The organism is Streptomyces sp. NPDC093085 (genome assembly GCF_040683935.1).
Lineage (GTDB): Bacteria > Actinomycetota > Actinomycetes > Streptomycetales > Streptomycetaceae > Streptomyces.
Map to the genome: position 1 here is coordinate 404,506 of NZ_JBFBFB010000001.1, position 20,582 is coordinate 425,087.

Consider the following 20,582-nt stretch of genomic DNA (forward strand, 5'->3'; position numbering starts at 1 on the left):
GCGCACCCGTGCCGCCCCCTCCGCGCTTCCCCGCTTCCCCATGCGAAACGGGCCGTACGGGGAGATCCCGTACGGCCCGTCCGTGTCACCTCACCGCGTCCAGGCGCTCCCGGCGCCGGTCAGCGCCTCACGCGGGCACGCTCGCCACGCCCGGAGCCAGGAACCGCTTCCCGTTCACGCGCTCCGAGACGCCCTCGCGGTCCAGGTACGGCGTGACCCCGCCCAGATGGAACGGCCACCCCGCGCCCGTGATCAGGCAGAGGTCGATGTCCTGGGCCTCGGCGACGACGCCCTCTTCCAGCATCAGGCCGATCTCCTGGGCCACCGCGTCCAGCACCCGGTCGCGGGTCTGCTCCTCCGTCAGGACCGTGTCGCCCTGCTTCAGCAGCGCCGCGACCTCCGGGTCCAGCTCCGGCTTGCCGGAATCGTGGACGTAGAAGCCGCGCTTGCCCGCCTTCACCACCGCCGCCAGGTTCTCCGAGACCGTGAACCGCTCCGGGAACGCGCCGTGCAGGGTCTCGGAGACATGGAGCCCGATCGCCGGGCCGACCAGCTCCAGCAGGACCAGCGGCGACATCGGCAGCCCCAGCGGCTCCACCGCGCGCTCGGCGACCTCCACCGGGGTGCCCTCGTCGATGACGTTCTGGATCTCGCCCATGAAGCGGGTCAGCACCCGGTTGACGACGAACGCCGGGGCGTCCTTCACCAGCACCGCCGTCTTCTTCAGCTTCCGCGCCACCCCGAACGCCGTGGCCAGCGCCGCGTCGTCGGTCCGCTCGCCGCGCACGATCTCCAGCAGCGGCAGGATCGCCACCGGGTTGAAGAAGTGGAAGCCCACCACCCGCTCGGGGTTCTTGAGCTGCGAGGCCATCTCCGTGACCGAGAGCGAGGAGGTGTTCGTGGCGAGAACGGCGTGCGCCGGGGCGACCGCCTCCACCTCCGCGAAGACCTGCTGCTTGACGCTCATCTCCTCGAACACGGCCTCGATGACGAAGTCCGCGTCCGCGAACCCCTCCGCCTTGTCCAGCACACCGGAGACCAGGCCCTTGAGCCGGTTCGCCCGGTCCGCGTTGATACGGGACTTCAGCAGCAGCTTGTCGATCTCCTCGTGGACATACGCCACGCCCTTGTCGATCCGCGCCTGGTCGATGTCGGTCAGCACGACCGGCACCTCCAGACGGCGCAGGAAGAGGAGCGCGAGCTGCGAGGCCATCAGCCCCGCGCCCACCACGCCGACCTTGGTCACCGGACGGGCCAGCGACTTGTCCGGCGCCCCGGCCGGCCGCTTGCCGCGCTTCTGCACCAGGTTGAACGCGTAGATCCCGGAGCGGAGTTCACCGCCCATGATCAGGTCGGCGAGCGCCTGGTCCTCGGCGTCGAACCCGGTCTGGACGTCGCCGTCCTTGGCCGCCGCGATGATGTCCAGCGCCCGGTACGCGGCCGGGGCCGCCCCGTGCACCTTGGCGTCGGCCACGGCGCGCCCGCGCGCCACCGCCTGGTCCCACGCCTCGCCCCGGTCGGCCTCGGGGCGTTCGACCGCCACCTCGCCCTTGAGCACCGCCGCCGTCCACACCAGCGACTGCTCCAGGAAGTCCGCGCCGTCGAAGAGCGCGTCCGCGATCCCCAGGTCGTAGACCTGACCGCCCTTGAGCTGCCGGTTCTGGTTGAGGGAGTTCTCGATGATCACCGTGACCGCGCGGTCCGCACCGATCAGGTTGGGCAGCAGCGTGCACCCGCCCCAGCCGGGCACCAGGCCGAGGAAGACCTCCGGCAGCGAGAAGGCGGGGAGCGCCGAGGAGACCGTACGGTACGTGCAGTGCAGCCCGACCTCGACGCCGCCGCCCATCGCCGCGCCGTTGTAGTACGCGAAGGTCGGCACCGGCAGCGCGGCGATCTTCCGGAAGACCTCGTGGCCGCCCCGGCCGATGGCGAGGGCGTCCTCGTGCCGCTTCAGCAGCTCCACGCCCTTGAGGTCGGCGCCGACCGCGAAGATGAACGGCTTGCCGGTGATCCCGACCCCGACGATCTCCCCGTCGGCGGCCTCCCGGCCCACCTGGTCGAGCGCGGCGTCCAGGTTGGCCAGCGACTGCGGGCCGAAGGTCGTCGGCTTCTTGTGGTCGTGCCCGTTGTCGAGCGTGATCAGGGCGAACCGGCCCGCGCCCGCGGGGAGTTCGAAGTGGCGTACGTGCGCCTCGGTGACCAGCTCGCCGGGGAAGAGCCCGGCCGCGCCCTTCAGGAGTTCAGCGGTGCTCACTTGGTGCCTCCGTCGAAGTGCGGGTTCTCCCAGATGACCGAGGCGCCCATGCCGAAGCCGACACACATCGTGGTCAGGCCGTAGCGGACCTCGGGGTGCTCCTCGAACTGCCGGGCGAGCTGGGTCATCAGCCGGACCCCGGAGGAGGCGAGCGGGTGGCCGAAGGCGATCGCGCCGCCGTACTGGTTGACGCGCGGGTCGTCGTCCGCGATGCCGTAGTGGTCGAGGAAGGCCAGCACCTGCACGGCGAACGCCTCGTTGATCTCGAAGAGCCCGATGTCCCCGATCGACAGCCCCGCCTGGGCGAGCGCCTTCTCGGTCGAGGGGATCGGACCGTACCCCATCACCTCGGGCTCGACACCCGCGAAGGCGTACGACACGAGCCGCATCCGGACCGGCAGGCCCTGCTCGCGGGCGAACTCCTCGGCGGCGATCAGCGCGGCGGTGGCGCCGTCGTTGAGCCCCGCCGCGTTCCCCGCCGTGACCCGGCCGTGCGGCCGGAACGGGGTCTTCAGCCCGGCCAGCATCTCCCGGGTGGTCCCCGGCCGCATCGGCTCGTCGGCGGTGGCCAGGCCCCAGCCGGTCTCCCCGGTCGACGGGTCGGTGCGGCGGATGGAGATCGGCACCAGGTCCCGCTGGATCGCGCCGTTCGCGTACGCCTTGGCGGCCTTCTCCTGCGAGCGCACCGCGTACTCGTCGGCGCGCTCCTTGGTCAGGTGCGGGAAGCGGTCGTGCAGGTTCTCCGCCGTCATGCCCATGAAGAGCGCCGACTCGTCGACCAGCTTCTCGGAGACGAAGCGCGGGTTCGGGTCGACGCCCTCGCCCATCGGGTGGCGCCCCATGTGCTCGACCCCGCCCGCCACGACCACGTCGTACGCGCCGAACGCGATGGAGCCCGCGGTGGAGGTCACCGCGGTCAGCGCGCCCGCGCACATCCGGTCCACCGAGTAGCCGGGCACGGACTCCGGCAGGCCCGCGAGGATCCCCGCGGTCCTGCCGAGCGTCAGGCCCTGGTCACCGATCTGGGTGGTCGCCGCGACGGCCACCTCGTCGATCCGGGCCGGGTCGAGATCCGGGTTCCGCCGCAGCAGCTCCCGGATCGCCTTGACGACGAGATCGTCGGCGCGGGTCTCGTGGTACATGCCCTTCGGGCCCGCCTTGCCGAACGGGGTGCGGACGCCGTCGACAAAGACGACATCCCTGACGGTACGAGGCACGATGGCTCTCCTCCAGGGGTGCGGGGTAGCACTGCGGGGCACGCCGTCGGCGCGCTCCCACCCCCATGCTACTTACCGGTAACCACCCTGCCCACCCCTGACCGCCCTTCCCTTCGAACCCTTCGGGGAGACGCCCCTCAGACCAGCGCCTTGGCGAGCAGCGGCGCCACCAGCTCCACCTGCCAGGGCCGCGCCCCGTACCCGGTCAGCGCCGCCGCCACGTTCTCCACCGAGGGGTCCGCCGGGGGCTCCCAGCAGACCCGGCGCACCGTGTCCGGCGTGATCACGTTCTCCTGCGGCATCGCGATCCGCTCGGCCAGCTCCGAGACGGCCGCGCGGGCCGCCGAGAGCCGCGCCGCGGCCTCCGGGTCCTTGTCCGCCCAGGAGCGGGGCGGCGGCGGGCCCGCGAGCGGCTGGCCGGGCTGGGGCAGCTCGGTGTCCGGCAGCGCCTTGGCCCGGTCGACCGCCGCCTGCCACTGTTCGAGCTGGCGCCGGCCCATCCGGTGCCCGAACCCGGGCAGCGCGGTGAGCGCCTGCACCGTGGCGGGCAGCGAGAGCGACGCCTCCACGATCGCGGTGTCGCTGAGCACCTTGCCGGGCGAGACGTCCCGGCGCCGCGCCACCCGGTCCCTGGCCGTCCACAGCTCGCGCACCACCGCCATCTGCCGGCGCCTGCGCACCTTGTGCATGCCGGAGGTGCGGCGCCACGGGTCCTTGCGCGGCGGGGCGGGCGGTGCCGCGCAGATCGCCGCGAACTCCTGGTGCGCCCAGTCGAGCTTGCCCTGCCGGTCCAGCTCCTTCTCCAGCGCGTCCCGCAGGTCGACCAGGAGCTCCACATCGAGCGCGGCGTACCGCAGCCAGGGCTCGGGGAGCGGCCGGGTCGACCAGTCGACGGCCGAGTGGCCCTTCTCCAGGGCGTATCCGAGGACGTTCTCGACCATCGCGCCGAGGCCGACCCGGGGGAAGCCCGCGAGGCGGCCCGCCAGCTCGGTGTCGAAGAGACACGTGGGGACCATGCCTATTTCCCGCAGGCAGGGCAGGTCCTGGGTGGCCGCGTGCAGGATCCACTCCGTACCGCTGAGGACCTCGCCGAGACCGGAGAGGTCGGGGCAGGCCACCGGGTCGATCAGAGCCGTACCCGCGCCCGCGCGGCGGAGCTGGACCAGATAGGCGCGCTGACCGTACCGGTAGCCGGAGGCGCGCTCCGCGTCGACGGCCACCGGGCCCGTGCCCGCCGCGAAGGCGGCGATCACCTCGGCGAGCGCGGCGTCGGTGGCGACCACCGGTGGAATGCCCTCGCGGGGCTCCAGCAAGGGGGTCGGCGCCGCTTCGACGTCGTCCGGGGGCGGTGACGCGGGCGACTCCGGCCGCGGGCTCCCGGTGGTTCGCAGTGCTGGCTCTGCTGCGGTCTCTTGGGCGTCGGTCACCTGTCAAGGGTATCTGTGAACGGACGGCGCCCGTCGACGGAACGTTCCGTCGACGGGCGCCGGGGGCGAGAAGCGGTCAGGGGTCGTCTGCGGTGGTATGGCCGGTTCGGGGGGTGTGGCCGGCTCGGGCTCAGTGGATGATTCCGGTACGGAGGGCCACGGCGACCATCCCCGCCCGGTCGCCCGTGCCGAGCTTGCGCGCGATCCGGGCGAGGTGGCTCTTGACGGTGAGTGCGGAGAGGCCCATGGAGACGCCGATGGCCTTGTTGGACTGGCCCTCGGCGACCAGCCGCAGCACCTCGACCTCGCGGCCGGAGAGCTCGCGGTAGCCGCCCGGGTGGTTGGGGGCGCCCGGGGGGCGGCGGTGCAGCCGCGGGTTGGCGCCCAGGACGGCGGCGCCGGGGCGTCCCGGGTGGCCGATGTTGGTCCGGGTGCCGGTGACGACGTACCCCTTCACACCGCCGGCGAGGGCGTTGCGTACGGCGCCGATGTCGTCGGCGGCGGAGAGGGCGAGGCCGTTGGGCCAGCCCGCCGCCCGGGTCTCGGACAGCAGGGTCAGCCCGGAGCCGTCGGGCAGGTGGACGTCGGCAACGCAGATGTCGCGCGGGTTGCCGACGCGGGGGCGGGCCTCCGCGATGGACGACGCCTCGATGACGTCACGTACTCCAAGGGCCCACAGGTGGCGGGTGACGGTGGAGCGGACGCGCGGGTCGGCCACGACGACCATGGCCGTCGGCTTGTTCGGGCGGTAGGCGACCAGGCTTGCGGGCTGCTCAAGGAGAACGGACACCAGGCCTCCTGGGGAAGGTGCGGGACGGGCCGGCCGCGCGGGGCGCCGCCGGGGCGAACCGTCTTGGAAGGGTCACTGACCTCTTCGGCAGCAATCCCGCTCGCCTTTAGAGAATGATCACGAATTGATGAGTAACAATTCGGGCAATTCGGAAGCGTGATCGATCATCCTACGAGTGGTCCCCCGGATGGGGGAGCGTGGCGAGCGAGTGGCGGACACCTGGCGGAAAAGGTGTGGGGGAGAGGTGAAAGACCGTCAGGGGATATGCGCGTGTCACAGGCCCCGTGCGTACGACAAGCCTCGTGGGCCCCAGACGCACGACGGGCCCCGTACGCACGAAGGGCCCCGTGCGTATCACGGGGCCCGTCGTGCGCAGGGGGGGCGCGGGTCAGGGGCTCTGCGGGCCCCGGCGCTGCGGGAGCGAGACCACGCCCGCGCCGCCCGTGGTCTCCCCGGTGCCCGGCTCCACGCCCGCGACCTGGCAGAGCAGTTCGCACCACGCGGCCAGATGCGCCGCCGCGTCCGGCGGGCCGCCCAGGCCCTCGCGCGGGGTCCAGGAGGCCCGGATCTCGATCTGGTGCACCGGGCTCCGCTCCGCGAGCCCGCCGAAGTAGTGCGACCCGGCCCGGGTGACGGTGCCGCTCGTCTCCCCGTACCCGAGCCCGCGCGCCTCCAGCGCCCCCGTCAGCCAGGACCAGCACACCTCGGGCAGCAGCGGGTCCGCCGCCATCTCCGGCTCCAGCTCCGCCCGTACCAGCGTCACCAGCCGGAAGGTGCCCCGCCAGGCGTCGTGCCCGGACGGGTCGTGGAGCAGCACCAGACGGCCGTCGGCCAGGTCGTCGTCCCCGTCCGGCACCGTCGCCTCCAGCGCGTAGGCGTACGGCGCGAGGCGCTTCGGCGGCGGGGTCGGCTCGATCTCGACGCCCGGCCGGGGGCGCGCCGCCCGCAGCGCGTCGACGGCGGTGCGGAACGCGGGCGGGACGGAGCCGCCCTCCGCGCCGCCCGCTCTGCCGGTGCCGTTGGAATGATCGGAAAACTGTCCCTGAGCCGCAGCCATGCCGGGAAGAGTAGGCGGAACCCGCGCTCCGTGCGGGGAGAGACACCCGGCCCGCGTCGGCGGCTTCCCCGTACATGGGAAGATTCTGTGCGTGAGCACCGACGAACGCCCCCCGGGCCAGCAGACGAAGACGTACGAATCGGCCTTTCTCCAGGCATGCCGACGGGAGCCCGTCCCGCACACGCCGGTCTGGTTCATGCGCCAGGCGGGGCGCTCGCTCCCCGAGTATCTGAAGGTCCGCGAGGGCATCGCCATGCTGGACTCCTGCATGCGGCCCGACCTGGTCGCCGAGATCACCATGCAGCCGGTGCGGCGCCACAAGGTCGACGCGGCGATCTACTTCAGCGACATCGTCGTCCCCCTCAAGGCCATCGGCCTCGACCTGGACATCAAGCCGGGCGTCGGCCCCGTCGTCGCCGAGCCCATCCGCACCCGCGCCGACCTGGACCGGCTGCGCGACCTCACCCCCGAGGACGTCTGGTACGTCACCGAGGCCATCGGCCTGCTCACCGGTGAACTCGGCGCCACCCCGCTCATCGGCTTCGCCGGGGCGCCCTTCACCCTCGCCAGCTACCTCGTGGAGGGCGGCCCGTCCCGTAACCACGAGCACACCAAGGCCATGATGTACGGCGACCCGGAGCTCTGGGCCGACCTGCTCGACCGGCTCGCGGACATCACGGCGGCCTTCCTCACCGTGCAGATCGAGGCGGGCGCGAGCGCCGTCCAGCTCTTCGACTCCTGGGTGGGCGCCCTCGCCCCCGCCGACTACCGCCGCTCCGTGCTGCCCGCCTCCGCCAAGGTCTTCGACGCCGTCGCCGGGTACGGCGTGCCCCGCATCCACTTCGGGGTCGGTACGGGCGAACTCCTCGGCCTGATGGGCGAGGCGGGCGCCGATGTCGTCGGCGTCGACTGGCGCGTCCCGCTCGACGAGGCGGCCCGCCGGGTCGGCCCCGGCAAGGCGCTCCAGGGCAACCTCGACCCGGCCGTCCTCTTCGCCCCCACCCCGGCGGTGGAGACCAAGGCCCGCGAGGTGCTGGACGCGGCGGCCGGTCTGGAGGGCCATGTCTTCAACCTGGGCCACGGGGTGCTCCCGTCCATGGACCCGGACGCGCTGACCCGGCTGGTCGAGTACGTGCACACCGAGACCGCCCGCTGACCGGGATTGGCCGCTGACGGGGATTGGCCGAAAGCCGCTGGTGGGCGCGGGGCGATTCGTCCCGGTCGGCGACCCCCGCCCCACCCGCCCCTTCCGTCACGGAGCCGGCCGGCTCCGGCCTCGGCGGCTGCGGCCGGCGCCGCCGTTCACCAGCCCGCCGCCCTGACCGCCGCGTCCGCCCGGCGCGCCGCGACCAGCACCGGGTCCCAGACCGGTGAGAACGGCGGCGCGTACCCCAGGTCCAGGGTGATCATCCGCTCCACCGTCAGCCCGGCGGTGAGCGCCACCGCCGCGATGTCCACCCGCTTCGCCGCGCCCTCCCGCCCGACGATCTGCGCCCCCAGCAGCCGTCCGGTGCGGCGCTCCGCGAGCATCTTCACCGTCATCGGCGCAGCGCCCGGGACGTATCCGGCGCGGCTGGTCGCCTCGACGGTCGCGGTCACGTACTGGAGCCCCGCCCGGTGCGCGTCCTTCTCCCGCAGCCCCGTCCGCGCGATCTCCAGATCGCAGACCTTGCTGACGGCCGTCCCCACCACCCCGGGGAAGGTGGCGTAGCCGCCGCTCAGGTTGGCGCCGATGATCTGGCCGTGCTTGTTCGCGTGCGTCCCCAGCGCCACATGGCGGGTGGCCCCCGAGACCAGGTCGAGGACCTCCACACAGTCGCCGCCCGCCCAGACGTTGCCGTGCCCCCGTACCCGCATCGAGAGATCCGTGAGCAGCCCGCCGTGCGGACCCACCGGCAGCCCGGCGGCGCGGGCGAGTTCCGTCTCCGGCTCGACACCGATGCCGAGGACCACGACGTCCGCCGGGTACGCGGCGTTCTCCGTGACCACCTCGCGGACCCGCCCGTCCGCGCCGGTGCGGAGCGCGGTCACCGCGGCGCCGCCCACCGTCGTGATGCCCAGGCCGTCCATCGCCCGGTGCACCAGCCGCCCCATGTCCGGGTCGAGCGTCGCCATCGGCTGCTCGCCGCTGTGCACGACCGTCACCTCGTACCCGCGCTTGAGCAGCGCCTCCGCCATCTCCACGCCGATGTACCCGGCGCCGACCACGACCGCGCGCCCGCCCGGCGTGGCGGCGAGGGAGTCCAGCAGCGCCTGGCCGTCGTCGAGGGTCTGCACCCCGTGCACGCCCGGCGCGCCGATCCCGGGCAGGGCGGGCCGTACCGGGCGGGCGCCGGTCGCGACGACCAGGTGGTCGAAGCCGGTCCACGCCTCCGTACCCGCCTCCAGGTCGCGGGCGCGCACCCGGCCGCCGGCCAGGTCGATCTCCGTCACCTCGGTACGGGTACGGAGGCCGATGCCGCGCGCCCGGTGCTCCTCGGGCGTCCTGGCGATCAGCGCGCCGCGCGCCGGGACATCGCCGCCCACCCAGTACGGGATGCCGCACGCGGAGTACGAGGTGAAGCGGGAGCGTTCGAACGCGACGATCTCCAGCTCCTCCGGGGTCCTGCCCCGGCGGGCCCGCGACGCCGCGGACATGCCCGCCGCGTCGCCCCCGATGACCACCACGCGCTCCGCCGCCATGCCGCGTCCCTCCGCTCCGTTCCCGGTACGGCGTCAGGTCGTACGCCGTACCGGGAAGGAACGCTACGCCGGGCCGGAACGCCCCGCAGCGGCCCCCTGGTCCGCCTCGCCCTCCCCGGCCGCCGGGACCGGCTGGTCGGTCCGGTCCGTCCGGTTCTCTTCAGGTGCCTGCTCGGCGGGGAGGCCGGCCGGGGCCGGGGCCTGGGCCGCGCCCGCCCCGGGGAGGAAGCGGCGGAGCAGCCGCCACAGCACGAAGAGCGCCCCGAAGACGGCAGCGAAGGGCAGCACCGCGCCCAGGACCACCCCGATCCACCGCACCGTCGTCACCAGCGCGTCCCAGCCGCCGCCCAGCGCGTCCAGGAACCCCGGGTCCTCCTCCTTCTTCTTCTCGGCCTTCACGACGACCGGGTTCTCGGATATGTGGAGGGTGATCGTCGCCAGCGTGGTGCGGTCCTTCAGCGACGCCTGCTGGGCGAGGAGCGACTCCAGCGCCGACTGACGGCTGCTCAGCTCGCCCTCCAGCTCGACCACATCGCTGAGCCGCGTGGCCCGGTCCATCAGCTCCCGTACCCGTGCGACGCTCACCCGCTGCGAGGCGATCCGGCTGTTGACGTCCACGACCTGGTCGGTGACGTCCTTCGCGTTCGCCTTCCGGGAGAGCAGCTTGCCGGTGCCCGCGAGTCGCGAGAGCACCTGGTCGTACGAGTCCTGCGGGACGCGCAGCACGACCTGCGAGGTCACGCCGCCGTCCGGGTCCGACTGGGTGACCTCGTCCTCCACCAGGCCGCCCGCGTCCGTGGCCGCCGTCCGCGCCGTGACCAGCGCCTGCTGCGCGTCCTTGACCCGTACGGAGAGTTCGGCGGTCCGGATCACATGGGTGCCGGCCGGGGTGGCGCTCTTGCCGTCCTCGCCCTCGGCGCCCGAGGTGACGGCGGCGCCGCCTCCCGCGCCGGATGCCTGGTCATTGCCCTGGCCTTGATCCCGCTGCTGTTCGACGGGGCGGGCCGCCTTGGACGAGGCCGTGTCCTGGGCACCGCCCGCGCTGCATCCGGTGAGCGTGAGCGACACGGCGAGCAGGGCCGCCGCCACCACGGATTTCGTACGCATGGTCCCCCCTGGAATTCATGGAATGCGACTGGTGCCGGCGGGGCCGGTGACTCCGTGGCCCGCCGTCGCAGGTTCGACGTGCGGGGCCCCCGAGAGGGTTGCCGCGCCCCGGTTCCGAAGCGGTCACGGTCAGGACTCGGTACGGACGGGACTCGGTACGGACGGGACTCGGTACGGACGGGACGCGCTGCCGCCCGGGCAGGGGCGTTTGAGAGAGTGGGGGGATGGAGTCGAGCACACCGCACGCGGACACCCCCCTGGGCCGGGTGGACACCCCACCGGGCCATGTCGTCGTCATCGGCGGGGGCATCGCCGGTCTCACCGCCGCGCACCGGCTGACCGGGGCCGGGATCCGGGTCACCGTGCTGGAGGCGTCCGGCCGGCTCGGCGGGAAGCTCCGTACCGGCGAGATCGAGGGCGTCCCGGTCGACCTCGGCGCCGAATCCCTGCTCGCCCGCCGCCCCGAGGCCGTCGGCCTCGCCGGGGCCGTCGGGCTCGGCGACGCGCTCCAGCCGCCCACCGCCACCACCGCCTCGCTCTGGACCGGGGGCGCCCTGCGGCCCATGCCCAAGGGCCATGTGATGGGCGTGCCCGGCGACCCCGCCGCCCTCGCCGGGCTCCTCTCCGAACGGGGGCTCGCCCGGCTCGCCGAGGAGCCGGGGCTGCCGCCCACCGAGGTCGGCGACGATGTCGCGGTCGGCGGGTATCTCGCGGAACGGCTCGGCCGGGAGGTCGTCGACCGGCTGGTGGAGCCGCTGCTCGGCGGGGTCTACGCGGGCGACGCGTACCGCCTCTCGATGAAGGCGGCCGTCCCCCAGCTCTTCCGCCTCGCCCAGGACGCGGCCCGGGACGCCGCCCGGGACGGCGGCGGGGACGGCGCCCGGGACGGCGCGGGGGACCGGGAGGGCGGCCACGGCTCGCTGCTGGCCGGGGTCCGGGCGCTCCAGGAGCGGACGGCCGGGCCCGGCGCCGGCCCCGTCTTCGCGTCCATCGAGGGCGGCGTGGGGCGGCTCCCCGGCGCCGTCGCCGACGCGGTTCGGGCCGGGGGCGGCACCCTCCGTACCGGGACCCCGGTCCTCGCCCTGACCCGTACCGCCGAGGGCTGGCAGGTCCGTACCGGGGAGGAGACCCTGACCGCGGGGGGCGTGGTCCTCGCCGTCCCCGCGCCCGTCGCCGCCCGGCTCCTCGCCGGCGCCGCGCCGTCCGTCGCCGCCGAACTCGCCGCCGTCGAGTACGCGTCGATGGCCCTGGTCACCATGGCCTTCCGGCGCGCCGACGCCGACGCCCTCCCCGACGGCAGCGGCTTCCTCGTCCCGCCCGTCGAGGGCCGGACCATCAAGGCGTCGACGTTCTCCACCCGCAAGTGGCGGTGGGTGGAGCGCTCCGCGCCCGAACTCTTCGTGCTCCGCACCTCGGTCGGCAGGTACGGCGAGGAGGAGATCCTGAAGCGCGACGACGCCGGCCTCCTCGATGTCTCCCTGGCCGATCTGCGCGCCGCCACCGGCCTCACCGCCCGCCCCGTCGCCCACCAGGTGACCCGCTGGACCGACGGCCTGCCCCAGTACCCCGTCGGCCACCAGGAGCGGGTGGCCAGGATCCGTACCGCCCTCGCCGCCCTCCCCGGGGTACGGGTCTGCGGCGCGGCGTACGACGGTGTCGGCGTCCCCGCCTGTGTCGCGAGCGCGCGGCGCGCCGCCGACGAGATCATCGCCACGTCCACCCTGGCGCCGGGCACCGGTCGGGGCGCGGGAGAATGGACGCCATGACTGCTGCTCCCGAGAAGACCCCGAACGCGGGCAAGAAGGCCAAGGACCTCAACGAGGTCATCCGCTACACCCTGTGGTCCGTCTTCCGGCTGCGCGACGCGCTGCCCGAGGACCGCTCCGGTTACGCGGAGGAGGTCCAGGAGCTCTTCGACCAGCTCGCCGCCAAGGACATCACCGTGCGCGGCACGTACGACGTCTCCGGACTCCGTGCCGATGCCGATGTGATGATCTGGTGGCACGCGGAGACCGCCGACGAGCTCCAGGACGCGTACAACCGCTTCCGCCGCACCCGGCTCGGCCGCGCGCTCGACCCGGTCTGGTCGAACATGGCGCTGCACCGCCCCGCCGAGTTCAACAAGTCGCACATCCCGGCCTTCCTGGCCGACGAGACGCCCCGCGACTATGTCAGCGTCTACCCCTTCGTGCGCTCGTACGACTGGTACCTGCTGCCCGACGAGGAGCGCCGCGCGATGCTCGCGGACCACGGGAAGATGGCGCGCGGTTACCCCGACGTACGGGCCAACACGGTGGCGTCGTTCTCGCTCGGCGACTACGAGTGGATCCTCGCCTTCGAGGCGGACGAACTGCACCGTATCGTCGACCTGATGCGCCATCTGCGCGGCTCCAAGGCGCGGCTGTACGTGCGCGAGGAGATCCCGTTCTACACGGGGCGCCGCAAGTCGGTCGCGGATCTCGTGGCAGGGTTGGCCTGACCTGAAGACGTGGTGACCGGGCCCGCCACCGTACGGGCCCGGGCACCCCGCCCGGAAGATCAGACGACGCTCCGGCAGCCGCCTGCTGTCCGCGCGTCCGTCCAGCGACACCGGGCTCGACCCCGGGTTCCCCTCGGCCGCCGACGACGCCCGCGTTCCCGCGCGGGCCGTGGCCGAGGGAACCTGGGTCGGTACCTCCGTATGTTCCTGTCACCCGTATCCCTCCATCTCCCGTGTCTCCGGGGCGGGTTGGGGTTGTGCCGTACGGGGCAGGGACAGGGCACGTCATGTCATGTGCACGACTAACCCCCCTCTGGAGGCCGACCATGCATGTCCGCAAGGTGACCGGCGGATTCGCCGCCGCCCTGGCCCTGACCTTCTCCCTGATGGGCGGCGAGGCCCTGGCCGCCCCCGGCGCGGAGAGTGTCGCGGCGGCCCGGGTGGTCACCTACGACGCCAGTGGTTCCGCGGAGTTCAGGTCCGCGGTCGACCGGGGCGCGGAGATCTGGAACGAGAGCGTCGACGCGGTCGAGCTGGTCCCGGTCGCGGCCGGACAGCGCGCCAACATCCGCGTCCTGGCGGACAACGGCTGGCCCCGCGCCATCACCACCTCCCTGGGCAACGGAACCGTCTACATCGGGCGGCAGGCGGTCGACGAGGGCCACAACACGATCCGGATCTCCTCCCACGAACTCGGCCACATCCTGGGCCTCCCGGACCGCAAGCCCGGCCCCTGCACCAGCCTGATGTCCGGCTCCAGCGCGGGCACCTCGTGCACCAACCCGTACCCGAACGCGGCCGAACGGGCCGAGGTGGAAGGGTACTTCGGCGTCCGCCCGGCGGCCGGGACGGCGGGCCACTACGACGGCGGCCTCGCCCCGGCGGGCGGCGTGCTGACGGTGGACTGACGCCCGTACCCCGCGCCCCGTACCCCGTAACCCCGCGCCCCGTACGCTCTGCTCCAGGCGCTCGGCGTCGGCTCGGGGTGCGGGGCGCACTCGGCGGGGGCCGCCGGGGTCTTCCCGGTCAGCAGGTACGTCTCCAGGTGGGCGTCGGCGCAGGGGTTGCCGCCGCCGGAGACCCCGTGGGTGCCCGCGTCCCGCTCCGTGACCAGCGCCGAGCCGCTCAGCCGCCGGTGCAGCTCCAGCGCGCCTTCGTACGGGGTGGCCGCGTCCCGCTCGGCCGCCAGGATCAGCGTCGGCGGAAGCTGCCCCGGAGCGGTGCGGACGTCCAGCGGTCGCTGCCGGGGCGCGGGCCAGTAGGCGCAGGGCAGGTTCATGAAGGCGTTGTCCCAGGTCTCGAAGGGGGCCTGGACGGCGAGCGCCGAGTTGTCCCGGTCCCACACCGGCCACTCGGTGGGCCACGGGGCGTCGTTGCACTCGACGGCCGTGTAGACGGCGTTGCCGTTCTCCCCGCTCGCGGCGGCCCCGGTGCGCGGCGCCGCCTGCGAGATCAGCGGTTCCGGGTCGCCCTGGAGATACGCGGAGAGCGCGGCGGCGCGGGGCGCCCAGTAGCCGTCGTAGTACCCCACGCCGAGCATCGCCGCGTGGAGCTGCCCCGGGCCGACCTTGCCGCCCGCCGGTTCCCGGGCGACCCCGGCGCGTACCCGCTCGTAACCCCGCCCCACCTGGGCGGCGTCGGTGCCCAGGTGGTACGTGGCGTCATGGCGGGCGGCCCAGGCCCGGAAGTCCGCCCAGCGCCGCTCGAACGCGGCGGACTGGGCGAGGTTGTTCCGGTACCAGACCCGGTCGGGCGTCGGGTCGACCGCCGAGTCGAAGACCATGCGCCGTACGTGCGAGGGGAAGAGCGTCGCGTAGACGGCGCCGTAGTACGTGCCGTACGAGGCGCCCATGAAGGTCAGCCGCGGTTCGCCCAGCGCGGCGCGGAGGACATCGAGGTCGCGGGCGTTGTTCAGGGAGTTGTAGTGGGGCAGCGCGTCCCCCGCGTGCTCGGCGCACCCCCGCGCGTACGCCTTGGCCTCCGCGATCCGCTCCCGCTTGTACGAGGCGGAGGGGTGTGTGGGCGCCTGGGTCGGCGCCTTCGCGTACTCGGCCGCCCCCTGGCAGGAGAGCGGCGCCGAGCGGCCGACCCCGCGCGGCGCGTAGCCGACCAGGTCGTACGCGGCGGCGATCCGCTTCCACTGGTCCACCTCGGCGGCGAGCGGGAAGTACATGCCGGAGGCGCCGGGGCCGCCGGGGTTGAAGACGAGCGCCCCCTGCCGTCGGCCGGCGGGACCGCTCGCGGGGACCCGGCTGACGGTGAGGGAGATCGTCCGGCCTTCGGGCTCGGCGTAGTCGAGGGGGACGGTGACGGTGCCACAGGTGACCGGGGCGGGCAGCGACTCGGCCTCGGGGCACGCCGCGAAGGCGATCCCGGCGGCCTGGGCGCGCGCCGCCGCGATCTCGACGCCGCGCGCCTCGGCGGCTCCCGCGGCGGCCGCGGGGGAGACGGCGGGAGCGGCGTCGGGGGCGGTGGGCGCGGTGGGCGCGGGGGTCGCGCCGTCGGCGGGGGCGGCGACGAGGGCCGAGAGGACCAGGGAGCCGAGGGCCGAGAGCGCCCCGTACCGGAGAGCCCCGAACCGCGGCCTCCCGTACCGGAGAGCTCCGTACTTCGCTCCTGCCGCTGCTCTCATCGCGTTCCCTTTCGTGCGTACGGGTGAGGTACGGCACGAGGGTCGGCGGCGGCCCGGGGCGGGGCAAGGACCGGGGAACGGTGTCGGCGGGCGATGACCCCGATGCGCCCGCCCGCCACTCCCCGGCACCGTCCGGGGTGCGGAACGGCCCGGAGTGTGCGAAGGGGCGGGCCTCGGCGTACGGGAGGGGTGTTGCTCAGCCCCGGGCGCGGGGGACCAGCGCGGCGCGGGCCGCCCTCGCGAGCCGTACCGCACGGTGCGGCGGCCGCGAGCCCGCGCGGTCACGCCACCACTGGTCCAGCCGCCGCCGGGCCGCCGGGTCCGCCGGATGACCCCCGGTCAGCAGCGCCTCGGCGAAGTCCAGCGCGTCCCTGCGGTACCCGGCGCGCATCGGGGACCGCCCGGCGTAGGCGAGAAAGGCGGGCCGGTACCCCTCGCCGAGGATCCCGGGCAGTTCGGGCGCCACCTTGGCGACGACATCGGCCCGCTTGGCGGCGAGCGCCCGGCTCTGCACCCGGAGCCGGCGCCGGTCGAACCCCTCCGGTACGGGGGTGCCGGCGACCAGCGCCGAGAGCAGCGCCGTCTCCGCGAGCGCCAGCCGCTGACGCGCGGTGTCGGCGTCCGCCGGGGAGTCGGTCTGGGCTTGTGCTTGTGCTTGTGCCGGGGCCGGGGCCGGCGTTCCCGCCCGCTCCGCCGTGCCCGCCGGGGCCGGCGTCGGCTCCGCCTTGCCTCGCGTTCCCGCCGCCAACGTCTCCCGTATCAGGTCCAGTTCGCCCGCCAGCTCGGGTGCGGGCGGGAAGTCGTCGTCCCGTTCCAGCAGCACCCCGGGCGGCGCCACGCGTGCGCAGAGCTCGGCGAGGACGTCGAGCACGGGGCGGGTGACCGGGTGGGCGTGGGTGTCGTGCCAGACGCCGTCGCGTTCGATCCCGCCCGCGACATGGACGTACGCGATGGCCTCGACCGGGAGTTCGTCCAGGGCCCGCGCCGGGTCCTCGCCCCGGTTGACATGGTTGGTGTGCAGGTTGGCGACGTCGATCAGCAGCCGGACCCCGGTGCGCTCGACCAGCTCGGCGAGGAACTGCCCCTCGGTCAGCTCCTCGTCCGGCCAGGAGATCAGCGCGGCGATGTTCTCCACGGCGAGCGGTACGGGCAGCGCGTCCTGGGCGATCCGTACGTTCTCGCAGAGCACCCGCAGCGCGTCCCGGGTGCGCGGCACCGGCAGCAGATGGCCCGCCTCCAGCACCGGGGACGCGGTGAGCGGCCCGCCCGCCCGTACGAACGCGATGTGCTCGGTGACCAGCGGGGAACCCAGCGCCTCGGCGCGCTCCGCGAGGTTCGCGAGACGGCCGGGGTCGGGGCGGTCGGCGCCGCCGAGGCCGAGCGAGACGCCGTGCGGGACGACGGTGACGCCGCGCTCGCGCAGCCGTACCAGGGAGTCGGGGAGATGGCCGGGGCAGATGTTCTCCGCGACCGCCTCGACCCAGTCGATCCCCGGCAGCTCCTCCACCGTGTCGGCGATCTCGGGGCGCCAGCCGATGCCGGTGCCCAGGCGTGGTGTGGTGTGCTCCATGGTCTCCCCCTGCTCCTGCCGTTCCGTGCCGGTTCCCGCTGTCTCCGCCGTGCCTCGTGGACTCCTCCGTGCGGCCCCGCCCCCGGTCGTGGGGGTGATGACCCGGCCGGGGCCCGGTGAATCCTTGGATTGGGACGTTCAGAGGATGATTTGAGGTTCCGGTGATGTGGGGTTTCGCGCCGTTCCGCGCACCCCGCGGAGAAACACGGTGCCTCCCCATGAGCAGGCGGTGAGCAGGTCATGGGGAGGCACCGTGAGGGAGGCCGGCGGGGCGGGCCTGGCCGGCGGGGCGGCCCGGCGGGCCGGGCGCGGGCTCAGCTCTGGCTGGGCTGGGGCTCCTGCTGGCCGGCGCCCTGCTGGCCCTGTTGACCCTGCTGGCCCTGCTGACCGGCCTCCGGCTCGCCGGGGTCGGGGCGGTTGGTGTTGATCGAGGTCGGCGCGCCGGGGCCGGTGGACGGCTCCGACGAGAACGTCTGGTTCCCGGTCGGCTCCACCGGCTGCGGCGCCGGGGGCAGGTTGCCGTTCGGCGCCGGCGGGCCGGTCGGGCTGGCCGTCGCGGTGCCGGCCGCCTCCATCGCGATCCTGTCGAAGTCGACCCGGCCCGTGGCCTCCAGCATGGTGATGTGGTCGAGAACGGTGATGTTGGCGTCGCTCGCGAGCTGGCGGATCAGGGTGTTCCTGGTGGTGTGCCGTACCAGCGCGATGGCCGAGAAGACCTTGCCGTGGGCGTCCCGCAGGAGGTTGGCGAACTTCTGCTCGTACTCCTCGCCGGTCGCCTCGGACAGCTCCCTGAGCCACCCCTGCTGCTGCTCGTTGGGCTGGTTCGGCAGTTCGACGCCGAGCTTCGCCGCGACGTCGCGGGCGCGCTTGTCGAGGTCGGTGTGGCCCACCACGAGGTGGTCGCCGCACTCCTTGATCGCGTCGGTCGGCGCGCGTTCGATGGCCTGCTGCCCCGCTGGCAGCTCCCAGAGCCCCGCGAGCCGCACCTTGACCAGCAGGTCACGGTCGGTGGCCGTCAACGGGCCCCACTGGGTGGAGACGGTCGACGCGGCCAGGTTGGCCTGGCCCGTCCCGGAACGGTCGGCATATGACCATACGGGGAAGGCGAGTGCCGCTACTGTGGCGACCAGCCCCACGATGATGAGCGCCGAACCGTTGATGCGTCGCAACAATGTGCTGCCTCCCGTACCGAAAAACTGTCACCGTCGAATCGACCGCTGCCTGATCTGCCGCTGAGAGTGCGCCAGTTCCGACCCGCGTGGCGGTATTGGAGAGTACGCACGGGACACCGGATGTGTTCAATCGGGCAGCGGGAGAAGAGAAGTGGCTGGTCACGGGCTCCGTCCCGCTCTCCGTCCAGCTCTCCGTCCAGCTTCCCGTGCGGCTCTTCGTCCGTCCGGCTCCCCGCCCGGCTCTCCGCTCAGCTTTCCGCCAGCAGGGCGCGCAGGGTGTCCAGGCCGGCGGGGCCGCTCCGCAGCGCGCGCAGGTGGAACTCCCTGAGATCGAACCGGCCGCCCTGCCGCGCCCTGCTCTCCTCGCGGAGGGAGAGCCAGAGCCGTTCGCCGAGCTTGTACGCGGGGGCCTGGCCCGGCCAGCCGAGGTAGCGGTCGATCTCGTCCACGGCGCGCACCGGGTCCATGAGCGTACGGGTGCGCAGGAACTCCCGGCCCAGTTCGGGGGTCCAGCGCCGCCCTTCGTGGAAGCCGGTGCCCGCCGGGATCTCCAGCTTCAGATGCATCCCGATGTCGACGACGACCCGGGCCGCGCGGAACAGGCTCTTCGTCAGCATCCCGAGCAGATGGCCGTCGTCCAGCCGGCCGAACTCCCGCATCAGCCGCTCCGCGTAGAGTGCCCACCCCTCGCCGTGGCCGTCGATGAAGCAGAGCAGCCGCTGGAACCGGTTGAGGCCGGGGGCGGTCACCGCCGTGCCGATCTGGAGATGGTGGCCCGGCACGCCCTCGTGGTGGACGGTGCTCGCCTCGCGCCAGGTGGGGAGCGGGTGCCGGGTCCCGGGCAGGGTCCACCACATGGTGCCGGGGCGGCCGAGATCGTCCGAAGGGCCCGTGTAGTACGCGCCCAGCCCGCCGCCCGGCGGGGCGAGTCGGCACTCCAGCCGCAGCAGCGCGTCCGGGATGTCGAAGTGCGTCCCGCGCAGGGCGTCCACCGTCCGGTCGGACAACTCCTGGGCCCACGCCCGGAACGCGGCCGGGTCCGCGACCTGGTGCCGGGGGTCCGCGTCGAGTACGGCGGCGGCTTCCGCCGGTGAGGCGCCCGCGCTGACCCGGTCCGCGACCTCCGCCAACTCCGCCTCGACACGGGCGAATTCGTCCCACCCCCAGGCGTAGGCCTCGCGCGGGTCGAGCCGGGCGCCGAGGAACTTGCGGGACCAGAGGGCGTGGACGTCCGCCCCGACGGCGTCCTCCTCCCGGGCCTTCGGGGCGAGTCCGGTGCGGAGGAAGCCGGCGAACTCCGCGTAGCCGCGCCGGGCGGCGCGTACCCCGGCGTCCAGGTCGGCCCGTACCGCACCGGCCACCCCGGGCAGCGCGTCGGCGGGCCGGGTGAACGTGGCGAAGAAGCCGTCCGCGCCGGACCAGGCCGCGCACTGGGCGGCCACCCGGCGCACCTGGCGTACGGCGGGCCGGTCGCCCCGGCCGGCCGCGTCCGCCAGGGAGGCCCGGTAGCCGGCCAGCGCCTCCGGCACGGCGGCCAGCCGGCGGGCGACCGCCGCCCACTCCTCGGGGGTGGCGGTGGGCATGAGGTCGAAGACCCAGCGGATGTCCTGGGCCGGGCTCGCCGTCATGTTCAGCGCCGCGGCGGGCAGCCCGGCCCGGTGCGACTCGACCTCCACATCGAGCCGTTCGGAGAAGACCGCGCGGGCGGCGCGCTCGCTCCGGCCGGCCGCCGGGGTCACCGGGACCGCCGCCATGGCGGCCAGCGCGGCGGCGGCGAGTTCGGCGCGGGCGCGATGCCCTTCGGGGGAGAGGTCGGGGAGCCGGTCGTCGTGGCCGCCGATGCCGAACTCGGTGGCGGCGAGGGGGTTGAGCCGCGCGTAGTCGTCCACGTAGGCATCACACACGGCGTGCACACCGGGCCCTTCGCAGGTGCCGGTCGTGCCGCCGGGGCGGGTCCCGCCGGGCGTCCGGGCGATGTCGGGCTCGCCATGGCCCTGGGCGCCGGGTGGGCCGCCGGGGCCGGGCCCACCGGGTGTCCCGCCGACGCCGGGCGCGCCGGGCGGTCCAGCCGTTCCGCGCGGTGGTGTGGCCTCCGTGCCGCCCATGGCGGTGTCTCTCTCGCCCATGGTCTCCTCCTCACGGGTTACGGCGCGGGGATCCCCGCGCGCGGCCCTCCCCGGACCTCTCTTCGCGGC

General features: G+C 74.2%; 15 protein-coding genes. 4 read left to right on the plus strand and 11 right to left on the minus strand.

Going from position 1 to position 20,582, the window contains the following annotated elements:
• Positions 1 to 127: 127 nt before the first annotated feature.
• The 5 genes from AB0O07_RS01610 to AB0O07_RS01630 all read right to left on the minus strand — a co-directional run bounded on the left by AB0O07_RS01610 (position 128) and on the right by AB0O07_RS01630 (position 6,745).
• A complete protein-coding gene (locus AB0O07_RS01610; protein WP_365625136.1) occupies positions 128 to 2,254 on the minus strand; it encodes a 3-hydroxyacyl-CoA dehydrogenase NAD-binding domain-containing protein in 2,127 nt (708 codons plus the stop codon).
• A complete protein-coding gene (locus tag AB0O07_RS01615; RefSeq protein WP_365625139.1) occupies positions 2,251 to 3,471 on the minus strand; it encodes an acetyl-CoA C-acyltransferase in 1,221 nt (406 codons plus the stop codon). Before AB0O07_RS01615 ends, AB0O07_RS01610 begins: the two co-directional genes overlap by 4 nt.
• 137 nt (positions 3,472 to 3,608) lie before the next feature.
• Positions 3,609 to 4,898 (minus strand): ribonuclease D, encoded by a 1,290-nt coding sequence (locus AB0O07_RS01620; protein WP_365625142.1) that lies wholly within the window; start codon positions 4,896 to 4,898, stop codon positions 3,609 to 3,611.
• 130 nt (positions 4,899 to 5,028) lie between these two features.
• Positions 5,029 to 5,688 (minus strand): response regulator transcription factor, encoded by a 660-nt coding sequence (locus AB0O07_RS01625; protein WP_365625145.1) that lies wholly within the window; start codon positions 5,686 to 5,688, stop codon positions 5,029 to 5,031.
• Positions 5,689 to 6,076: 388 nt separating this feature from the next.
• On the minus strand, positions 6,077 to 6,745 hold the full coding sequence (locus AB0O07_RS01630; protein ID WP_365625148.1) for a DUF3000 domain-containing protein: 669 nt from the start codon (positions 6,743 to 6,745) through the stop codon (positions 6,077 to 6,079).
• Positions 6,746 to 6,836: 91 nt separating this feature from the next.
• Between AB0O07_RS01630 and hemE the strand changes: the two genes are divergently transcribed.
• Positions 6,837 to 7,901 (plus strand): uroporphyrinogen decarboxylase, encoded by a 1,065-nt coding sequence (gene hemE / locus AB0O07_RS01635; protein WP_365625151.1) that lies wholly within the window; start codon positions 6,837 to 6,839, stop codon positions 7,899 to 7,901.
• 146 nt (positions 7,902 to 8,047) lie between these two features.
• Here the strand turns inward: hemE and AB0O07_RS01640 are convergent, their stop codons facing one another.
• Together AB0O07_RS01640 and AB0O07_RS01645 are read right to left on the minus strand one after the other, a co-directional pair.
• Positions 8,048 to 9,427 carry an FAD-dependent oxidoreductase gene (locus AB0O07_RS01640; RefSeq protein ID WP_365625154.1) on the minus strand — a complete coding sequence of 460 codons (1,380 nt, stop codon included), beginning with the start codon at positions 9,425 to 9,427 and terminating at the stop codon, positions 8,048 to 8,050.
• 63 nt (positions 9,428 to 9,490) lie between these two features.
• Positions 9,491 to 10,534 (minus strand): DUF4349 domain-containing protein, encoded by a 1,044-nt coding sequence (locus tag AB0O07_RS01645; protein ID WP_365625157.1) that lies wholly within the window; start codon positions 10,532 to 10,534, stop codon positions 9,491 to 9,493.
• Between the two features lie 224 nt (positions 10,535 to 10,758).
• Here AB0O07_RS01645 and hemG point away from each other — a divergent pair, with 224 nt between their 5' ends.
• From hemG to AB0O07_RS01660, 3 genes are all read left to right on the plus strand, one after another.
• Positions 10,759 to 12,300: a protoporphyrinogen oxidase gene (gene hemG / locus AB0O07_RS01650; RefSeq protein ID WP_365625160.1), complete on the plus strand. Its 1,542-nt coding sequence runs from the start codon at positions 10,759 to 10,761 to the stop codon at positions 12,298 to 12,300.
• Positions 12,297 to 13,013: a hydrogen peroxide-dependent heme synthase gene (hemQ, locus tag AB0O07_RS01655; protein WP_365625163.1), complete on the plus strand. Its 717-nt coding sequence runs from the start codon at positions 12,297 to 12,299 to the stop codon at positions 13,011 to 13,013. Before hemG ends, hemQ begins: the two co-directional genes overlap by 4 nt.
• Positions 13,014 to 13,339: 326 nt before the next feature.
• On the plus strand, positions 13,340 to 13,921 hold the full coding sequence (locus AB0O07_RS01660) for a snapalysin family zinc-dependent metalloprotease (RefSeq protein ID WP_365625166.1): 582 nt from the start codon (positions 13,340 to 13,342) through the stop codon (positions 13,919 to 13,921).
• Here the strand turns inward: AB0O07_RS01660 and AB0O07_RS01665 are convergent.
• The 4 genes from AB0O07_RS01665 to AB0O07_RS01680 form a co-directional block, all read right to left on the minus strand.
• Complete coding sequence (locus AB0O07_RS01665) at positions 13,873 to 15,645, minus strand: alpha/beta hydrolase (RefSeq protein ID WP_365625169.1); 1,773 nt, start codon at positions 15,643 to 15,645, stop codon at positions 13,873 to 13,875. The genes AB0O07_RS01660 and AB0O07_RS01665 overlap by 49 nt on opposite strands.
• A 196-nt stretch (positions 15,646 to 15,841) precedes the next feature.
• Positions 15,842 to 17,215, minus strand: coding sequence for a DUF692 domain-containing protein (locus tag AB0O07_RS01670; RefSeq protein WP_365625172.1), 1,374 nt, complete (start codon positions 17,213 to 17,215; stop codon positions 15,842 to 15,844).
• Between the two features lie 314 nt (positions 17,216 to 17,529).
• Positions 17,530 to 18,384, minus strand: coding sequence for a DUF4142 domain-containing protein (locus AB0O07_RS01675; protein WP_365625175.1), 855 nt, complete (start codon positions 18,382 to 18,384; stop codon positions 17,530 to 17,532).
• 251 nt (positions 18,385 to 18,635) lie between these two features.
• A complete protein-coding gene (locus tag AB0O07_RS01680; protein ID WP_365625178.1) occupies positions 18,636 to 20,513 on the minus strand; it encodes a DUF885 domain-containing protein in 1,878 nt (625 codons plus the stop codon).
• Positions 20,514 to 20,582: the final 69 nt, after the last annotated feature.

Coding starts and splice junctions, on each gene's coding strand:
- AB0O07_RS01630 (WP_365625148.1), bottom strand. CDS start 6,745: ATGGCTGCGGCTCAGGGACAGTTTTCCGATCATTCCAACGGCACCGGC.
- AB0O07_RS01640 (WP_365625154.1), bottom strand. CDS start 9,427: ATGGCGGCGGAGCGCGTGGTGGTCATCGGGGGCGACGCGGCGGGCATG.
- AB0O07_RS01645 (WP_365625157.1), bottom strand. CDS start 10,534: ATGCGTACGAAATCCGTGGTGGCGGCGGCCCTGCTCGCCGTGTCGCTC.
- hemG (WP_365625160.1), top strand. CDS start 10,759: ATGGAGTCGAGCACACCGCACGCGGACACCCCCCTGGGCCGGGTGGAC.
- hemQ (WP_365625163.1), top strand. CDS start 12,297: ATGACTGCTGCTCCCGAGAAGACCCCGAACGCGGGCAAGAAGGCCAAG.
- AB0O07_RS01660 (WP_365625166.1), top strand. CDS start 13,340: ATGCATGTCCGCAAGGTGACCGGCGGATTCGCCGCCGCCCTGGCCCTG.
- AB0O07_RS01665 (WP_365625169.1), bottom strand. CDS start 15,645: ATGAGAGCAGCGGCAGGAGCGAAGTACGGAGCTCTCCGGTACGGGAGG.
- AB0O07_RS01670 (WP_365625172.1), bottom strand. CDS start 17,215: ATGGAGCACACCACACCACGCCTGGGCACCGGCATCGGCTGGCGCCCC.
- AB0O07_RS01680 (WP_365625178.1), bottom strand. CDS start 20,513: ATGGGCGAGAGAGACACCGCCATGGGCGGCACGGAGGCCACACCACCG.